Origin of the sequence: Dyadobacter sp. CY261 (assembly GCF_021440085.1) — a bacterium.
In the GTDB taxonomy this organism is placed as follows: Bacteria; Bacteroidota; Bacteroidia; order Cytophagales; family Spirosomataceae; genus Dyadobacter.
In genome coordinates, this window is the sequence record NZ_JAKCPW010000001.1 from 1,652,586 (window position 1) to 1,672,310 (window position 19,725).

The following is a 19,725-nucleotide window of genomic DNA, read 5'->3' on the forward strand; positions in this document are numbered from 1 at the left end:
ATTAGCCGTTAAACATCCCCTCATAATGCGCCGAAGGTGCCAGTATTCCCCCACTTTCGGCGTAAAAGGATTTGTCGGTAAGATATACGCCTTTCCGGGTCTTCGTCCAGCTGCCGTCGGCCTTCGGATGGAAGGTCATTAACTTATCCCAGTTCTTGTAGTATTGATGTCCGTTGGTTTCCTGTAACCCAATGGACATTCCGGGAAACGGTTGCAAGCGGGCCGCCACATTCTTGTTCCAATCGACCAGGATCGGATTCACCGTCAGGTCGGCACAAAAACACGGAACCTTTTTTTCGTAGGCTAATTGGGTGATTTTCATAGTCATACTCATGGTTTTAGCAATAGCTTTCACCGCAATGGCCGAGTACCCAAGCTCGATGCGATGCGCGGCGTCCTCGACCGTATGTGCGCTTTCGTCAGCAGCCACACGTACGCCCAGGTCACCCACATAAGTCTCGTTACTCTCCTCAAAAGGCTCCTCGATTACGGCTATCTGCTCAAATGCCCCAATTTTTCTCGCATGGTCGAGGAATCGCATCAATGTCTCTTTTTTTTCATAACGGCCATTCACATCGAAATAATAAGGGATTTTACCGTTTTGAGTGTAAGGCGTTTCATAATGTCCGATGGCCTTGTGCACAGCCGTCAGAAATGCGATGTCCTTTTCGATCATTTCCTGCTGTGTGCCTGCCGCCCCGGTTTTTAGTTTTAAAATAAAATAGCCCTCGTCGGCAGCCTCCTTGACGCGCTCGGGCGTCGTTCCGACGGCGAACGAAGGGATACTCGCCACTTTCTCATGTCGGTAAGAAAGGCCAGGCCGATATGCTGCCGGTACCATTTCATCAAACTGTTTCATCCCATTCTCCTGCGCGTAAAGCAGCCAGGCCGCATTGTCCACGCATACCAATGCATTCAATGCAAATGTTTTGCGGAGGTCGGGGTTACCGGTTATTTTCTTACCATAAGCAAGCACTTCGGGCAGAATATCGTTGAGCAACTGAACCGGATCGTGGAATGACGTCCCTTTGATCATTTGTAATGCGCGTTCGCTCATTGCATACATTAATGCATTACCCGCACTTTCGGAATGCGCTGCAAAAACTTTTGAATCAGACCATAAAACTCCCTGCGTTCCCAACCCAACCTTTTTGATACCCGAATCGGATTCGAGCATCGCAATGGCCTGCCAACTATCGGTAATGGCGCTGCCCTTGAAACGATAGGGATTCAATGGCTCGCGCTCGAAATTAGAACTGACGTTTTTAATGGTGATCTTTTTCACGGTTGGCTTTGGCAATGGGTTCAGGATATGGTTTTCAGGCGCAAATATACCGGCTGCCGCCAGCAAGCCCGCGCGACGGGCAAATTCACGGCGTGAAAGATGATCGGATTGTTGGGATACCATGGGTTCAGGATATGTGATTCAAATATGCAGACTTCTTAACCAGCCGCTACCCTGACCCAATTTCTAAATTTCATCCCATTTTACACACCTAAATTCCAACAAAAACAAAATCAGCCGGCTTCTGCGGAGGCCGGCTGATTTACATTACGCTATGAGAATTAACTAAGACTTATTGACGTGATTACTGATAACCCGGATTTTGCGTCAAAGTAGGCTTGCCGTTCAAGGTGCTAAGGTCGATCTGCGTCTGCGGAATTGGATAGAATTCATTTTTGTTCGGGATAAATTTCATCCCGGTCACTTCGCTTACCTTCGTTACCTCGTAAGCATAGTAACTGTTCAAAAAGCTATTCGCTAACCCCCATCGCACAAGGTCAAAAAAGCGGTGTCCCTGCATGGCGAGTTCGATCTTCCGCTCAAAATAGATGGCTTTCAAGGTATAATCCTTCCCGCCTGCTTTGAAATTCCCTTCCGGATAAAGCTTGATCAGATAATTGGCTGCCGGAGTAGTCGAAAAGCCCAGCTCGGGTTTAGAGTCATCCTTGTACTTATATGCGAATCCCTTTGGATTAGCCGCGCGGCTACGGATGCGATTCACATAACTTTGCGCTACATCCAGGTTTCCGAGTTGCGCTTCGGCCTCGGCAGCCAGCAGGAGCACATCCGCAAAGCTGACCACATTATAATTGATCGCCGATCCGGGCGCCCAGGCAGTACCGTCGTAATAAAGGCTTTTGGTAGCATTCCAATAGATGTTTTTCAAATTGACGTACGGCCCTGTCGACACCGAATTGCGGATCCAGGCATTGCCGGGCATCAATCCCCAGTCTTTAAAAGGAATGCCCCGTCGGCCGGCCGTCCAATCCAGGCGCGGATCCAGCGTGCCTGCATCTGGCGTGAACGGCTGGCTCGAAAGAATCCCGATGTCAGCCTTCACTTCGTGCTTGTTATAATCGTCCAGGTACGGCAAACCCGTCTCCGGATTCGTGCGAAACGAATTGACCAGATCAATGGAAGGCAGGAAGTTACCACAGCAGCCGAACGGACTGTTAATGGGAAAGTTAAGCATGCTCCCCTGGTTTGCCGTCGCGATCGTTCCATTGCCTACATTGGCCGACATATCTATTGAAAACAATGCTTCCGGACTATCCAGCTCTTTCTCCGGGCGGTGGTTATCTTCGAATTCAGGGTTTAAGTCTACTTTTTTGCCCCTGCTTGTAATGCCTCCATTGATGACCAGGTCAAAATTGGTTTTGGCTTCCGGGTATTTCTTTTGATACAAATACACTTTCCCGAGGTAAGCCTGCGCAGCCGTTTTGTTGATCCGTCCGGCATCCGGCTGCGTTGCGGTCACATTCTCGACCGCATATTTAAAATCCTCCTCGATTTTCGGCCAGATATCCTTGTCATTCGGCTGTTTAAATTCCGTAGTCGACTCATCGATCCACGGCACCATATTGTACATACGTTTCAGCTCGAAATAGTAATGCCCGCGCAGAAACCGCGCCTGACCAATGATATTTTTCAACTCCGCTTCACTCAACTCTGTCGTTTTTGCCGCCACACGCAATATTGCATTGCAACGGCTCACACCCGCAAAACTGGCTTTCCAACGCTCATTCAGGAATTCGTTGATGGGCTCCACACTGGTCGACAACGGCATCGCGTGCGATTCGCCTCCATAACCACTTCCGTAAATGGCATTATCCGGCCCAACTGCCCAGGCAGTGCCCCCATTGATGTTCAACCCATAATTACCCTGCCCGTCGAGCGCCGCATAAGCTCCGATCAGCAGTGAGTTGACACCGTCTTTGGTCGCTAGTAAATCTTCACCGAGTGCACCCTGAGGGGTGTAATCCAGGAATTCCTCTTTGCAGGATGTCATCGAAAAGGTCGCCACAGCGCATGCTAGCAGCCATTTTTTATAGCTTTTCATAAATTCTGATTAAAGGTTTAGAAATTAAGCTGTATGCCGCCAAGGAACTGGCGATCATTTGGATAGACCCCTTTGTCTACCCCAAAACTGGTTGCCGAGCCACCAATTTCGGGATCGAGCCCAATATATTTGGTAATTGTAAACACATTGGCCGCCTGCACATAAATGCGGAGGCTCGACATATGGAGCTTGGAAAGCAGCGTAACGGGGAGGTTGTACCCGAGCTGGATGTTTTTGAGCCGCAAGTAAGAGCCGTCCTCGACGTAATAGGAAGTTGGTGAGCCGTTTGTGGCCGCGGTCATTTTTGTTTCCTGGATTGGCAGGGTTGCATTCGTATTTTGTGGCGTCCATGAATCGTACAATGCGCGCTTGCTTTTGGCCTGCACAAACGAAGCGTAGAAATCGTGGGTATACCGTAGCTGGTTCCAGATATCTCCCCCCTGCACGCCGTACAAGAAAGCACTGAGATCGAATCGTTTATACGTCAATCCAATGTTCAGGCCGTAGTTGAAATCAGGGTTCGGGTTTCCGAGAAAGGTCCGGTCGTCGGCGGTAATGATGCCGTCGTCATTGACGTCTTTGAAGCGGAAACGGCCCAGTGCCTGGTCGGTCTGGTACACGGCCGCCACATTGCCCGTCACCTGCCGTGCCTGCTCGTTGGCGGCATCCAGCTCCTGGGTAGTGTTCCAGAAACCGGTGATCTGATAGCCGTAAAACGATCCGATCGGGTGGCCTACTTCATTCCGCACATAGTTGATACCATTCAATGCGCGGCCGGTGGAGAAGAAATAATTCGTGTTGTCGGTCACACGTGTGACCTTGTTTTTGTAGGAAGTAAATGTGGCACCGAGATCCAGTCGCAAGTCGGTTGCAAGGTTTTTGTGAAAGTTAACCGACAGATCGACGCCGCGGTTGGTAGTTCCTGCAATATTTACAAATGGTACAGTACCGGGCCCTTGCGTCCCCGGAACTGCCGGATTATAGAGCAGGTCCTTGATATCCTTCCTGAAATAGTCAACCGAAACGTCGATCATTCCATTCAGGAACGTAGCGTCGATTCCGACATTGGCATTAATATTCCGCTCCCATTTCGCATCCGGGTTGCCGATTTGGCCTACCTGAAAGCCCGGCTGGTTGGAATTGTTTGTACGCGCAATGTCGTAATAGGAAGCCGCTTTGTCCATGATAAACGTGTAATAGCCATTATTGGCATTGACATTCAACTGGTTACCCATTACACCCCAGCTTCCGCGCACTTTCAGGTCGGTGAGCCATTTGATCCCCTGTAAAAAACTTTCCTCGGACAACCGCCACCCGGCACTCACTGACGGGAACCAGCCATACTGGTATTTGACAAACTTCGAGGATCCATCACGCCGCAGTGTCCCACTCAACAAATATTTGCCCCTGAACGCATAATCCAGCCGTCCGAACTGCGAGTTCAGCGACTCAAAACTCCGCCCGCTGTAATTACTCTGAATGCCAGAACCGGTTGATAATGTGGAATAATTGGGGTCGAACGTGTAATAATCGCGTGTGGTACCGCCCAGGTTCTCGTAGTAGGATTTATAGGCCTCATTGCCCAATACCACGGTAATGTCGTGCAAACTACCTATCAGTTTTTTGTAGGTCAATGTGTTGGTCCAGGTCCACGCGTAACCGCTCGAAGAGCCCTGTGAAAATGCGTTGTACTTGGTATTTTCATTGTTTTCATAAGTTGGGTACACAAACGACCGCGAAGTGCCCGAATACATTTCACCCCCAAAATTTGTCCTGATTGTGAGGCCTCTAAGCACATCTATTTCCGCAAACATATTTCCGAAAAGCCGGTTGCCGAGCGTGCGGTTGTCCTTCAAACGCTCCAATGTCCCCACCGGGTTGTTACCATTATAACCCGTTCCGAAGATGCCCGCATAGTTACCCATGATATCCCGTACCGGAAAGATCGGCGACATTTGAGCGGCCGTTTGAACGATGTTCAGGTCGGAAAGCTCGGTCTGCTGGGGGTTGCTGGTGATGGTGTAGGTCAGGTTTTCACCAATGCGAATATGCTTGCTGACGTTGAAAAGCGTGTTTGCCCGTAGGTTGTAGCGTTTCAGGTAAGTCGAAAGCATTGTGCCTTGCTGGTTGAGGTAGTTGAGCGAAATCATGTAGTTCCCTTTGTCCGTGCCGCCGCTAACGGATAGGTTGTGGCTCGTGTTGACAGCAGGTTTGAAAACTTCGTGGTACCAGTCGGTACCCGCCTTGTTTGCCCGGATAATGCGGTAAAATTTGTTGTAATCGTCGTCGGTTTTGTAGTTGGGATTGATGTAATATTTGGATGGATCTACCGCAGGATCGCCTTCCATTTTACCCAGCGGATAAATGTAGTCGGGAATCACCGGCTCAGGTCCCGAACCGTAAATGGGGTCATTAATGGGTAAACCCGAATTCTTGTTTGCGATCCAGCGCAACTGCGCTTCTTCCGTCGGGCTCAGCAAATCCCACACATTCCCCGATTTCGGCACCTGCACGCCATAATAAGCATCATATTGTACCGACACCTTACCCGTACCTTTTTTAGTAGTAATGATAATCACCCCATTTGACGCCCTTGACCCATAAATGGAAGCTGCACCGGCATCTTTCAGCACCTGAATGGATGCGATGTCATTGGGATTCAGGTTTGTACTGTTCTGCGTAGGCACACCATCGACCACATACAAAGGCGTATTATTGCCAAATGTATTGATCCCCCGGATACGCACCTGCGGCTCCGCACCTGGCTGACCCGAGGAAATCACCGTCACCCCGGAAGCTTGTCCTTGTAACAAACCCGAAACGAGCCCATTCGGCTGTTTGGTAATATTTTTCATATCCACCACTGCCACAGAGCCGGTAATGTCCTTTTTCTTCTGTGTCGCATAGGCCGTTACCACTACCTCACTGAGGATCTTGGTATCAGGCATCAGCTGCACATTGATTTCAGAACGGTTGCCAATGACAATTTCCTGAGACAAATAGCCGATAAACGAAAACGTCAATGTGCCATTTTCAGGAACTGACAGACGAAAATTGCCATCCGGGTCCGTCGTAGTGCCAACCGACGTCCCTTTCAGGATCACGTTTACCCCAACGAGCGGCTCATCCTTGTCCGAAAGCACTTTTCCTTTTACTTCCGCATCAGCGTACAATACATCCGCGACGATGAACTTTGTGGGCAACGAGGCCAGCGCGAAGCCCGCATTACAGCTTGTAAAAGCCGCCAATGCAAGACATAAAGCCCGTTTCCCTGGTGAGTAGTGTTTTGAATTCATAAGTAAACAGAAGGTTTTTCGGCTACCCACAATCGGGGAGCCTGGTTTAAAAAATGAAAAGGATAGGATGTGCCTGATTGGACTCTGCCGGGATTATTCCTGACCATTAAATTGTGTCAATCACACACTTTGATGGTAAGATGAAAGAATATTTAACTATCTGTTGATAAAACAGTTAAAAAATTTCCGCAAACCTTTTCGCAATCCTTTGCAGAAATCCGTTTGCTTAACATGAGGGCATATTTTGCAGGTTCTTAAAAAGCAAGTGTGTGTCTCGCCACTTCAAAAGAATTATAACTATTTTAAGGAGATCTCTTCAAAAGAACTTCCGCGAAACAAAAATGCCAGGCTTTATCACCTGGCATTCAATGCTATTGTTCAAAATTCGGCTTGGTATTATACTGGTCGGATTGCAGTCCTCGCAGCTTCACTTTGAGGATCACGCCGTCGGGTGTCAGCGTAGAATGGTACACCTCATCACCGTTCCAAATGCGCCTTCGTTTCCATACGCCTTGTTCAAAAGTACCTTCCTCAACATAAATCAACTCTGAAGCCGAAAAGCCGGAACCTAGTCTTGGCCGGAACTGAAACTTCGCATCGAAACCCATCAGATAGAATTCGTCCGGGGCGGTTTCACCCACAAGCACACGACCGGTAGGTTCTTTAATTGTCTTATAGGAAGGAAAGCCAAACGTAAGCAGCAAATCATAATCAGAGAAATGCAACAGCTTCTCCCCCAGCCCGTCTTCCTCAACGGCAGCTTTGAGCTTGCCAGTGCCCTGCAAGCTGGTAATCAATGGAATGGCCGGATCCAGCAACTTGTAATTGGCTGCAATAGCCGAGAACTTCTCGTCGAGCTTCGTCTTGTCACGTTGGTCATGCGGGTCTGCATGAAAAGGGTCGATGCCGTACGGGGCCACGCCAATGGTGTTATAATCGCCAATCGCGTAGAAGTGAAACCGCGCAAAGAGCACTCCCTTACCGGTTTCCGGCACGAAGAGTGCGTTATCGGGACGGGCATATTTCTCACACAAATCCCTAAACTGCACATAATTCCGGTTATAAATATCCACCGCCAAAAAGTCGATATCTGGCGCCACGGCCTTGTAAACGTCGATCATATTCGAAGTAGGTCCGCCGCTCGGGTGCTCGCCCGCACGCTCGAAGCGGTTTTCGCGCAGCCAGGCGTTCGCGTACATGGGAAGTGGATATTGCTTTTTGCCTTCTGCTGTGACGTAATTGATGTACTGGGCCATATGATAAGCCGAAAAAGTCTCCGGCGCATCGAAACCGAACACCTGTTGCCAAGTGCCTGGCTTTTTCTTCAAAGTTGAAACCAGTTTGGCCGGAACCTGGCCATTGAATAGCTTCGTGGCGTCGGGCGAATAATCCCTGTCGGTTCCCAGCGAACCCGGCTCATTTTCAACCTGCATCATAATAACCGTACGATGCGCCTCGTCGATTTGCCGGATATGCGCCATCACAGCCGCAAACGCCTTGGCATCTGCATTGCGGTTATTTTCGGAAATCGTAGCCTGAACCTGGATCGGCTGCCCGCCGGCATTAAGCATCCGCGTGTACTGTTTTGTATTTTCCTTCATCCAAACCGGAATATACTGCGAGCTGCCATTCTTGAACGACGCAAACCAAAGCAGCACCAGCCGGATGTTTTCCCGTCGGGCGTCGAGTATCAATTTATCCAGATCCGCAAAATCATATTTCCCCTGTTCCTTCTCTATATTTTCCCAATAAATAGGCACTTCAAGCGTGTTGCAATGCAGCTCCTTCAATTGCGGCCATGTCTTATCGAGGATATCCGGCCATCCGCTCGAATTCCACATTTGCGCGCCGAGAATTAAGTAAGGTTTTCCATCGACCATCAGCGTGTGACGACCGTTTTTGGAAACAAGTGCCGGGATCGGCTTTGAATTGGTTTGGCTAAAAGCGGGAAATTGGGCAGAAAGCATTAAAACGCCCGCAACCAGGCCATTCAGGTATCGCTTGATCATATTCAGGTTTAGAAAATTGAGACCGGAATATGAAGCAATATTCAACCCACTGCAAACAAATAAGTTAAAAAATTTCCGCAATGCGTTCCGCAAAGGTTTGCGGGAATGCATGGGTTTACAATCTCATGCAAAGGCCGTGACGGATTCCTTCATCGCTGTCAAATCTATTTCTGATAATAGAATAGAATTGCTCATCCCCACGCTCATAATATCGAAAAATGGCATAAGCTATAAGATCCGCCAGTTGTATGATCCTCGAAGCTCGCGAATCCAAAAATAATGGTACCTCAGAAAGATTGCGTAAAACTCCCCATCGATGGCCTAACGTTCGAAAATTAGTTGCCAATCCTTGAAGCGCCACCTCGTAAGTAGATTTGTCGACAATAATCAATCCACGTTGCGGATCATTTACTTTGTGAAGCCTTCCCAAATAATGGTCGAACCTGCTCGCGATCTGCTCGAACGCAATTTCAACAGGATCTTTCGGAAATACTTTTGCCTTGTTGACCACACATGCAAATATGCGGTTCGACGGATGGGACTTGGCCAAGACAGTCAGTGCATCGCGGACAGCGTCGATGCGTTGTTGTTTTGAAAAAGGCTGCCAGAAATGCCGCCCGCCCATCATAGGACTTCCATGGAGTTCAACATCGCATGTATGGCTTGGATCAAAGCGTTCTGCTATTCGGTCTAGTTCGTTAGCAAGCCAGAACACTTGTCTTTCAAATAACGATACACCTGCCAGAACGAAATGTCTTTGATTCGGATCCTTCGCGCTACCGGATTCATCGCAGTACAGTAAATGCATAAAAAAAACAGTTAAGGAGAAACCATGTTCTCGCGATCCATCAGGCAGGACCTCTCAACTGCATGGTAAAAGTAGGTAAGTTATTTTTAGAAGTCAAGACGGAAAGCCCGGCTATTACCCAACCGGGTCATTCCAATTTCCAAACGGTAAAAAGATGTATTACTAAACCAATAATGGTCACTCTTTTCTTAAAATACTTACTTCGGAAGATAGAAACCTTCCCCAAGTTTCGCCCCTTTCCAATCCATCAACAATTTCCCTTTCAACCCCGAGTGTAAAACCGAAACATCCCTTATTTCCAACTCCCAACCGTCATATTCTCATCAAACCGAAACATAGGCTCCGGCTAGCGATGTTCTTTCCTGATGACATTTTCAATTACCAAACGGTCGATTTCGGAATTTTTGAAGGTAATGGGCGCATAAGATGCATGCAGGTTCGCGTGTTCCGATCGGGATTAGATGTTGGTGCCTTCAATGCGTGAGACTTTTACATTGGAGAAGTAGCCTCTCTTATCAAACAAACTATAAAAAAGAATGGATGCCGCGGCGGTATTTCCCTTGATGCTTTGGTAAGTAAATATAAGGGTTTAGGTAGAGACTGCACGTAGCCAACCGATAGGCCGACTACGTGAGTCCTTTTTTCAAAATCAATATCCGTTATTCTGTTTTAATCCGCTCGAAAGGTCGATTTGTGCCTGCGGGATCGGGTAAACTTTCATGAAATCCTTAGGCGCAAGCTCAACGACGACCGGCGTTTTGGCAGCATAATTGTAAAGGCGCTCCTCTTGCTTCATCACTGTGAGGTATTTGCCTGAGCGTACCAGGTCGAACCAGCGCTCGTGCTCATAGGCGAGCTCCAACTGGCGTTCGTTCAGGATCAGATCCATCAAATCGGCCGTTTCGGTGCCTTTGTAGTTATGCGCGGCGTTGCCGAATGCACGTTCGCGAATTTTGTTCAGTTGCACCAATGCATTGGCTTTGTCGCCTTGTTTGAACAGTGTTTCAGCATACAACAATACAATGTCCGCGTAACGCAGCACAGGAATGTCAATCCCCGACGCGCCGTAGGAATGCTTCACGGCATACTTGCTCACATAGGGATAATAGATTGGCTCCGCATTGGGTTGCGCAGGCGATGTCCACCATTCCTTCACAGTGGCGGCCTTGCGTTTGTCGGCCTCTTCGTATTTTTTCAGGAGGCTCCAGGATGGCAGCGATGTTTCCGCACCACGGTCGGCGATACCCACCAGACCGCCATTTGGCGTATAGGAGGTCGATAGGCTTTGTCCGTTGGTCCCATCCACATATTTGACGGTAAAAATCACCTCGTCGTTGTCCTCGGTTTCAAGCTTCCAAAGTGACGCAAAATCCGCTACCAATTTGTAATCCAATTCATTGATCACTTTTTCCAATTGGGTTTTTGCATTAGCCCAATCCTGGCGGTAAACATATACCTTTCCAAGTAATGCCATCGCTGCACCTTTGCTCGCACGTCCGGTCGCGGTGGATTTGCGGGCGGGGAGTTTGGCGGCTGCGTCGGTCAGGTCTTCGATAATAAGAGAATAAATCTCCTCTTCCGTTGCTTTGGGCAATGCCGCAGCCTCGGGAATCGAAATTTTGTCCACCACTTTGGGCACCGCTCCGAACACACGAACCAGATCAAAGTAGTACAATGCACGCATGAATTTGGCCTCGCCGATATACTGATCTTTCTGACCGGCAGTATAATTCGTCGGCGTGTCGATGTTGAGCAACACGGCGTTGGCGCGGAAAACACCGTTGTAGGTGGTGTTCCAAAATGCGGCAGTCAATGCGTTATCGGCATTCACGGTAAGGAAATCGACATCGTTGGAGCCCGCGATGGTTGTGTTGGCCGACATATAAAGGTTGTCTGCCGGTACTTCCATCAACAAATAGTCGGTCTGGCGGCGCGTTTGCAAACTATTGTAAATGCCCAACACAGCCTGATTAATGTCCGCTGCATTCTTATAAAAATTCGTAGGCGTCAGCACCGAATCCGGTGTCAGGTTCAGCAGCTTGTCTTCGCAGCTGGTAAAGCCTAATGCCATCAACATCAAGCCCGTTTTAATATGTCTTGAGATATTCATATCCTGGTGCATTAGAAATTGAAATTGAGACCCAGCGTGTACACCCGGTTGATAGGCGCAGCACCGTTATTATAACCTGGCTTACTGCCTGTTCCGGCGATCTCACCACCTGTGTAACCCTCCGGGTTGTAGCCATGGAAGCCTTTTTTCGTAAACATGAACGGGTTCGCGAGCGATGTATACACGCGCAGGCCCGACAAATGCAGTTTTTGCGACACATTTGCCGGAACCGTGTAGCCAAGGTTGATATTCCGAACGGCCAGAAATGAAGCGTCTTCAATATAAGCGTCGGATGACGACTGGTAAGTCAGCTTGCTGAGTGAACTTGCTGGCACCATTCCATTGCCCGGCTCGGCTTCCGACCACCATTGGGTATCCACCATCGAACGGCGCATGGCACCCAGTAATGCACCCTGATAATATTCATTTTCAAAATTATACATCTTCGCGCCCACCGATGCCTGCATGGCAATGCTCAGGTCAAATGCCTTGTAAGCGAAGTTGTTGATCAACCCAAAATAGGCTTTGGGCTGGAAGTTGCCGAGGATCACTTTATCAGCCGAAGTAATCTGCCCGTCGCCGTTTACATCCTGAAACTTGGGGTTACCCGGCACCGAACCGGCCAAAACCGGTGAGTTTTTCACATCCTCCTCATTTTGCAGCACACCTACGATCTTGTAACCATAGTAAGAAAACATGGGCTGGCCCAGGCGCAGAATCCACCCCATACCGTAAGTATCAGTGGCAATGCGCTCCGTCACGCCGCCGAGATCTTCCACCTTGTTGGTGTTTTTGGCAAGATTGAACGAAGTTTCCCATTTGAATTCACCTACCAGGTTTTTGGTAGTCAGTTCAATTTCAAAACCTTTGTTGCTCACACTTCCGACATTCGAAAGTGAACTCGTAAAGCCTGTGATCGACGGGATCGAGACATTATAAAGCAGGCCGCTTGTACGCTTGTCATAGTAGTCCAGCACGAGGTTCACACGGTTGCGGAACAAGCCCAGTTCCAGACCAAAATCGTAGCTTTTGGTTTTTTCCCAGCTCAGGCTGTTGTTGCCGTAGGATACCTGGGTCTGTCCTTTTGTCAATGTGTTGTTGGGTGAATAATACACATCACCGATCTGTCCCAGGTATTCGAAATCTCCAATATTGAAGTTACCCGTCGCGCCGTAGCTGGCTCGCAGTTTCAGCTCGCTCACAGCGCCGACATTCTTCATAAAATCCTCCTGCGACATACGCCAGGCCGCCGAAGCCGACGGGAAGTAACCCCATTTGTTTTCAGGACCAAACCGCGAGCTTCCGTCCGTACGGATCGAGGCAGAGAGCAAGTATTTATCCTTATAACCATAATTCACACGGCTAAAATACGAGATCAACCCCCATTGCGATTTCGACGACGTCGAGGCCGAAGGGTTAATGATCGCGTTGTTCAAAGTGTGAATGATATCATTATTAAACGAGCCATTCACAGCGGCCATCGAGCTGTTGCTGGAATTGTATTTTTGATAAGAAGCTCCGGCTATTGCGCTCAAACTGTGCACGCCTTTGAATGTGTTGGTATAGCTCAAAACATTCTCGTTCGCAATGCTGGTCGTTGAGCTCAATGCTTGCGAACCGGAGTTCAGACCGGTACTAACTGCCCAGGAAGCCTGGAAGCGATCGGTGGAGTTCGAGGCAAGGTTGGTGCTCAAAGATGAACGGAACGACAGGCCTTTCGCCAAATTCAGGTTAATGAATGCTTCGCCGAGATTGTTGACCGTCGTGCCATAATAATAGCTGCCATCCAGTGTCGCCATCGGGTTGGTTTGGCCGCTCACCACAGCGCCCCAGTACGAGCGTGCATTCGGATATGTCCCATCAGGATTCTGAACCGCAACGAAACTGGGGAATTTTACATAATTATTGATGTCGGCGGAAGCAAAACGGCGCTTTGCATATGACGGATTCAGCATAAAACCCAGACTTACAATGGAGTTGACGGTCACGTCCACGTTCGCTCGCACGCCGTAGTTTTTGTACGAGGTATTTTTCAATGTACCCTGTTCGTCCTTCAATGTGCCTGATACGTAGTACTTCACGTGGTCATTACCACCGCCTACCGAAAGATTATAGTGTTGAATGACAGCACTTTGCAGTACCTCATCTTCCCAAATCACATTATTACCATTCTTCAAAACATCGCTCACCTGATAGGCATTGGGGCGGCGGGCGTCGTTCCATACCGGAATACTGGTATCGCCGCCGATCCATTTATATTCGCGGTTCTGATAGCGCACGGCATAGTCGTAGTATTCCTGACCTGTAATCCAGTCCTTGTGGCCCTTTGCATTCGCTACGCCGGCATAGGCATTGAAATTGAACCTGGCTTTGCCCGATTTGCCCTTTTTGGTCGTCACAATAATGACGCCGCCTGCACCGCGAGAACCATAAATCGCCGCTGCGGAAGCGTCTTTCAGCACTTCGATCGACTCGATGTCGTTGGTGCTCACACTACCGAGACTACCGCCGGGAAAGCCGTCTATCACCACGAGCGGATCGTTACCTGCGTCGATGGAACTCGCACCACGGATGCGGATCAACGGCGCACTCCCTGGTGAGGTGTTGTTCTGTGTCACATTCACCCCGGCCAGCCGCCCCGCCAGCACCGATTCCGGCCGACCGACGGGGATTTGGTCTAGTACCGTGTTTTCGACCTTCGCCACGGATGCTGTTACCGAACTCTTTTTGACTGTACCGTAGCCGACCACCACCAGCTCGTCGAGCACAGTATTGTCCTGCCGCAACACCACATTGATCACCGACTGATTACCCACTGGGACTTCCACTTTTTTGTAGCCGATAAAGGAGAATGTCAGCACATCGCCAGCCGATGTCTGAATCCGGAATTTGCCGTCCACATCCGTAGTAACACCTTTACTAGTGCCCTTGATCACCACGCTCACGCCAGGAAGCGTCGCATTGCCGACGCTGTCAACAACCGTTCCGGACACGTTTCCCGCACCCTGAGCCTGCAAACGGGCCGATGTACACAAGACCAGCACCAGCATTACAGCCAGCAGTGGCCATTTGAGGTAAAACTTCATTTTCATCATAAGGTATTTGGGTTTAAACTAGATTTACAATTGGTGACGTGCACGTGCCCGAACACGCATGAAATGATTACTTCGCTCTGACATTTGACACATCCCGAGCGCTCACCGGGTCCAGATCCTGGTTGAAGAACTGACGCACGTAAGTACCGATTTCGGCAATCGAATCATCAGGCAAAAAGCCCAAGGCCGGCATATGCTGGTCGAACTCTTCACCCTTGACGATGATCTTCCCGGAGAGGCCCGTGAGCATGATTTTCACCAACTGGCCCTTGTCTTTCACCTGCTCCGTGCCATGCAGTGTCGGGAATATACCTGCCGAGCCTTTCCCATCGGGCTTGTGACAGGAAGCGCAATATTGGCGGTATAATCTGGCGCCGTTGGAAGCTTTATCATTAGTGGCTTCTCTTGCGGCATTCTGAGTTAGTAAGTCGGCCTGCGTCCCGCGCTTGATGCGGAGAATGCGATCATCTTTGGGTTCTGGAAAACCGCTGCCGGGATTCCAGTCGCGGTTGCTCGTCGAAACATAAATGCTGCCATCGGGCGCTACACACACAGCGCGCAGGCGTCCGTATGTGGCGTCCAGGGGAATCTGTTCCGAAACGAAGCTTGTGCCCTTCGCGTTGGTTTTCAGAACACGCAAATCAGCTTCTTTTAATGTTGTCTGCAAAACAGCTCCTTTCCATTCGGGAAACTCTTTACCTTCATAAACGGCTATTCCCGCCGGAGCGATCGTCGGTGTCCAGGCTTTCATAGGTTCGGTAACTTTCATCGAATCACAGAACGCCTGCTCGTTTGGCTGATCGCAGAAACCTTCCACTTTGGGCCAACCGTAGTTTTGTCCCTTACGGACGATATTCAACTCGTCTTCGACCGCGTCGCCGTGCTCGGAGCTGTACAGGATACCGTTTGCGCCATAGGCCAGCCCCTGAATGTTCCGGTGGCCCCACGACCATACGAAACTTCCTTTAATCGGATTATCGGCCGGAACGCTGCCGTCCAGGTTCATTCTTAACACCTTTCCATTCAATGAGCCAGTATTTTGTGCGTGAGTAATGGTAATGGCGTCACCGGTGGCGAACATCAGCTTACGATCCGGCGAGATGACAATCCGCGAACCGTTGTGACCTGTATGAGCGGGAATTTCCAGCATCGTGTGCGGGTCTGCAAGGTGGTTTTGGTGGTAGGTAAATCGGACCAGCTTTGTGGTGATCGCGGAATCTTTTTTGCAGGTATAATCTACATATACATAAGGATTTTGAGCAAAATCCGGGTGCAAAGCCATTCCCAGCAACCCCAGCGACCGATACCGGTACACTTCGTTTATCTTGACCAACAATTGCTTTTCGCCCGTGTTGGGATTCAACCTGCTGATAGTCCCGCTTTGCTCGGTGAACCATATCCAGTTATCCGGCCCCCATACTATTTCCCAAGGCACATTCAGCCCTGAGGCGACTTCGTGCACGTGCACGGAAATCGGCAAAGGATTCAACACGCCTGTACCGTTCCGCCCATGGGAATCTTTACCGGTCGGAGCTGTGAAAAACAGCGCCACCGCCACTATCAAAAACGGTATGGAACGAAAAATCTCCATCAGATTACATTTACCTCATTTTCGAGAAAACGCGCTACAAAAGCATCGTCCACCAAATGCGGGTACGCTTCGATTACACGGGTAATTTCCTCATACTGACCTGGTGAAAGGGTTTCCTTCGGGTTCAGCGTCCAGATACCTTCCATTAATCCTTGGCGGCGGAGTACTTCATGTACACCCGTAATACAGCCATGAAACGCGTTAGCAGGATCAAAAATGGCGGCATTCATGTCTGTCACAGCGACGTTTGCGCTTAGCATCGAATCCGCGTCGGCATAAGCAGTTGCCAGTGTGTGCTTTACAGCCACCAGCAGCTCAACAGCCTTTTCAGTCCAAACCGCCCAATGGCCGAGCAAACCTCCTACAAATCGCATTTCAATTGTTTTTCCCTCAATTTCAAAACGGTAAGGCGTTAGCAGATCGGCCACGATGTTATCGTCGTTGCCCGTATAGAGCGCGATCTCATCACGGCGGCTCGAATGCGCCACCGCGCGAACCACGTCCAGCGTTTGGTAGCGGTTAAATGCCGCGATTTTAATGGCGTACACATTGGGGATTTCGGCAAATTGCTGCCAAAAATCGTAGCTGTAAACCCTCCCGCCAATGGCAGCCTGCAAGTAGAACCCGAAAACCGGTATCACTTCTGCTACCTGCCTCACATGCGCGATGATCTCCGATTCCGGCTCCGTTTTGAATGCCGCCATACTGACCAGCCCAAGGTCGTAGCCATATTTCACTGCTATTTCGGCCTCGTTCAATGCCTGCTCCGTCAATCCACAGATGCCTGCCACCTTTATAAACGGCCGGTTCAGCGCAGCGCGGTCAATTTCATCAGCCGTGATGGCCAGCACTTTCTCAAATAAATTCACTGCCGGATCCCGGATTTCGAATTGCGTTGTATGCACACCGATAGCCACTCCACCGGCCCCACTCGCCATATAATAGCGTGTCAGCCCGCGCTGTTTTTGTTCGTCGAGCTGCAATTCGCGCGTCAGTGCCAGCGGATGCGCCGGAATCACCACCCCCTCGAACAGCAGCCTCTTTATATCTTCTTTTAACATAATTTATTTATCCTCAATACATTAACTATTACACCTACAAAACTCAACAATACACAACAACGCCTGACAAAACCTTGACGTACCGACAACACCTGACTCACCTACAAGAAGCAACTTCCCTTCCTCCATTAATTTAAAACTCCCCCTTCCGCTCCTGAAAGTGCGTAGGCTTGTTGATCGTCTTCCCACCTTCGAGCAACCACTGCGCTGTAATGCCGATCATCTGCTTCAAGGTCGTGCGTGGATAGCCAAACAGGCGGAATGATTCCGACGCATTGCTTAACAAAGCAGTAGCCTGTTCTTCCCCGACAAATTGCGGTTCGATATTGAATATACGTCCGAACTCCTTCGCCAACCAGCGCAGCGAAACCGTCTCAGGACCGGTAATGTTCAAGATTTTAGACGGCGACTCGCAATGCAGCAGCGACCTAATCGCCATCTCATTCGCATCTCCCTGCCAGATCACATTCACATTCCCCATTGTTACGTCCAGCGGCTTACCGTTCAGCACCGATTTCGCCACTTCCAGTAACACGCCATATTTGAAATCGATCGCATAGTTCAACCGGTAAAGCAGGATCGGCGTGCCGTAAACCGAGGAAAAGTACTGGAACATACGCTCGCGGCCTAAACAAGACTGGCCATATTCCCCTATCGGGTCAGCCCGCATTTCCTCCGTGGCCCCGCCGGAACCCACCGGTGTGAATGGGTAAACATTACCGGTCGAATATACGACGATGCGAGATTTGCGGAATTTCTCGGCCACACGCCCCGGCAGATAGGTGTTCATCGCCCATGTGTAAGGCTCGTTACCCGAAGTACCAAACTTCTGCCCGGCCAGGTAAAGTACGTTTTCTACCTCTGGCAAGCTCTGCAATTGCGTGTCGTCGAGGATGTTGGCTATAATCGTTTCAATTCCCTCTGCATTGAGCTCTCCGACAAGACCCTCCTCGCTAAATCGTGAGACGGCGATCACCCGTTTGTCGAGCCCGGCACGTTCGATGGCCTGCATTGTAAGCCTCGCAATGCTCGGGCCGATTTTCCCTCCCGCGCCCAGGATCATAACGTCGCCCTCGATGCTCTTCATGTCCTCGATCAGTTCGACCGATGGGAGAAGCCATTGTTCGTCAAAAGATTCGTTACCGTTCATTTATTTAAAAAGCGGATTGTTGAAAAATAATTCTTTACTATTAATGATAGCCAGGCTGAACACGATCAGCAAGCCGATGCCAGCTACTACTTTCACAAGCGGACTGTTGACTTTATCGCCCATGATCTGCTTGTCGTTCCCCACCATATACAATGCCGTTCCGATGAAAGGCACTACGAAAATCGTCACGCTCTGCGCGAATACGATCAGTTCTAGTGGCAGTTTTCCAAAACGGATCGCGATGGTAGCGCCGATCGCCATCACCAGGGCAACCAGGTAGCGCACTGCTTTTGAACTGAAATTACTACCCAATCCCAATGCGTCACCAAGTAGCGTACCTCCTACCGACGCATTGCCGATCAGCGAAGAAAACGCCGCGCCGAACAAGCCGATCAGGAATAAGGTGGATGCATTACTTCCGAAAATCGGTTCCAATGCCCTTGCCATGTCGGTGGCTGAATTCACTGCAATGCCTTTCGGGTGTAAAACAGCTGCCGCGCAGATGATCACAATGCTGCACATGCCGCCCAGCAGGATAATGCCGGTGGTACTGTCGTTTTTGGTGCCGCGCAATTCCGGCTTTACACGGATGCGTTCCTGAATGAGGTAAGACTGATAGGACGCACCGACAATCGAGAAAGAGGACGCGATAAATGCGATAATGAGGCCGGTTGAGCCTTGGGGGATGACGGGTGTAGTAAAACCTTTTACGATCTCCACAGGATCGGGGTTAGCCCAGAAAAATGTAGTGGCGAATGAAAACAGTTTTACAAAAATCAGCAACACCATTACGCTTTCCAGTACTTTATAAAAGCTCCTGAAAAACAACAGACTGATCCCGAATGCATTCAAACCGATAATCCAGGGTACCGGCGAAGTATGGAACAGCTCGCCTACCGCAATACCGACGCCTACCGAGTTGCCGGCCTGAAACGAAGTGGTCACCAGAAATACCCCGATACCCATTGCCACAGAGGCCGCTTTACCCCATTTCTGCTTTACCGAAGCGAGCAGCGATTGGTTGGTAGCCACACCGATGCGTGTGGACATGGCGGTGAACACGCCCATAAAAAAGATAGCGACGATTACGATCCACAGAAGCGAATAACCGTAAACCGCGCCGAGTTTGGAAGTAATAGTGAGTTTGCTGGGACCAAATACCAGCGCTGCGGTAATCATCCCCGGCCCTAGCGTCCGAAGCCATTTCAAAAATTTTTCTTTGAGATTTTCCAAGGTAAAAGGGTTTGGCTTTAAATGAGTT

11 protein-coding genes are annotated in these 19,725 nt (G+C 49.6%); all 11 read right to left on the bottom strand.

The annotated features are described in order from the left end of the window. Window position 1: 1 nt before the first annotated feature. The 11 genes from LZD49_RS06660 to LZD49_RS06710 all read right to left on the bottom strand — a co-directional run bounded on the left by LZD49_RS06660 (window position 2) and on the right by LZD49_RS06710 (window position 19,697). Complete coding sequence (locus LZD49_RS06660; protein ID WP_234666535.1) at window positions 2-1,408, bottom strand: mandelate racemase/muconate lactonizing enzyme family protein; 1,407 nt, start codon at window positions 1,406-1,408, stop codon at window positions 2-4. 181 nt (window positions 1,409-1,589) lie between these two features. Beyond that, on the bottom strand, window positions 1,590-3,344 hold the full coding sequence (locus LZD49_RS06665) for a RagB/SusD family nutrient uptake outer membrane protein (protein WP_234666536.1): 1,755 nt from the start codon (window positions 3,342-3,344) through the stop codon (window positions 1,590-1,592). A 17-nt stretch (window positions 3,345-3,361) separates the two neighbouring features. Beyond that, complete coding sequence (locus LZD49_RS06670; protein WP_234666537.1) at window positions 3,362-6,640, bottom strand: TonB-dependent receptor; 3,279 nt, start codon at window positions 6,638-6,640, stop codon at window positions 3,362-3,364. A 371-nt stretch (window positions 6,641-7,011) separates the two neighbouring features. Next, window positions 7,012-8,649 carry a DUF5597 domain-containing protein gene (locus tag LZD49_RS06675; protein ID WP_234666538.1) on the bottom strand — a complete coding sequence of 546 codons (1,638 nt, stop codon included), beginning with the start codon at window positions 8,647-8,649 and terminating at the stop codon, window positions 7,012-7,014. 115 nt (window positions 8,650-8,764) lie between these two features. Continuing rightward, window positions 8,765-9,457, bottom strand: coding sequence for a DUF3800 domain-containing protein (locus tag LZD49_RS06680; protein ID WP_234666539.1), 693 nt, complete (start codon window positions 9,455-9,457; stop codon window positions 8,765-8,767). A 649-nt stretch (window positions 9,458-10,106) separates the two neighbouring features. After that, the gene (locus LZD49_RS06685) at window positions 10,107-11,567 is read right to left on the bottom strand and encodes a RagB/SusD family nutrient uptake outer membrane protein (RefSeq protein WP_234666540.1); all 1,461 of its coding nucleotides are present in this window, start codon (window positions 11,565-11,567) and stop codon (window positions 10,107-10,109) included. An 11-nt stretch (window positions 11,568-11,578) separates the two neighbouring features. Beyond that, complete coding sequence (locus LZD49_RS06690; RefSeq protein ID WP_234666541.1) at window positions 11,579-14,662, bottom strand: TonB-dependent receptor; 3,084 nt, start codon at window positions 14,660-14,662, stop codon at window positions 11,579-11,581. 67 nt (window positions 14,663-14,729) lie between these two features. Continuing rightward, the gene (locus LZD49_RS06695; RefSeq protein ID WP_234666542.1) at window positions 14,730-16,253 is read right to left on the bottom strand and encodes a PQQ-dependent sugar dehydrogenase; all 1,524 of its coding nucleotides are present in this window, start codon (window positions 16,251-16,253) and stop codon (window positions 14,730-14,732) included. Continuing rightward, window positions 16,253-17,314, bottom strand: coding sequence for a dihydrodipicolinate synthase family protein (locus tag LZD49_RS06700; protein ID WP_234666543.1), 1,062 nt, complete (start codon window positions 17,312-17,314; stop codon window positions 16,253-16,255). The genes LZD49_RS06695 and LZD49_RS06700 overlap by 1 nt, the downstream gene beginning before the upstream one ends. 133 nt (window positions 17,315-17,447) lie before the next feature. Further along, a complete protein-coding gene (locus LZD49_RS06705) occupies window positions 17,448-18,464 on the bottom strand; it encodes an NAD(P)-dependent oxidoreductase (RefSeq protein WP_234666544.1) in 1,017 nt (338 codons plus the stop codon). Beyond that, window positions 18,465-19,697, bottom strand: coding sequence for an Nramp family divalent metal transporter (locus LZD49_RS06710; protein ID WP_234666545.1), 1,233 nt, complete (start codon window positions 19,695-19,697; stop codon window positions 18,465-18,467). Window positions 19,698-19,725 lie beyond the last annotated feature (28 nt).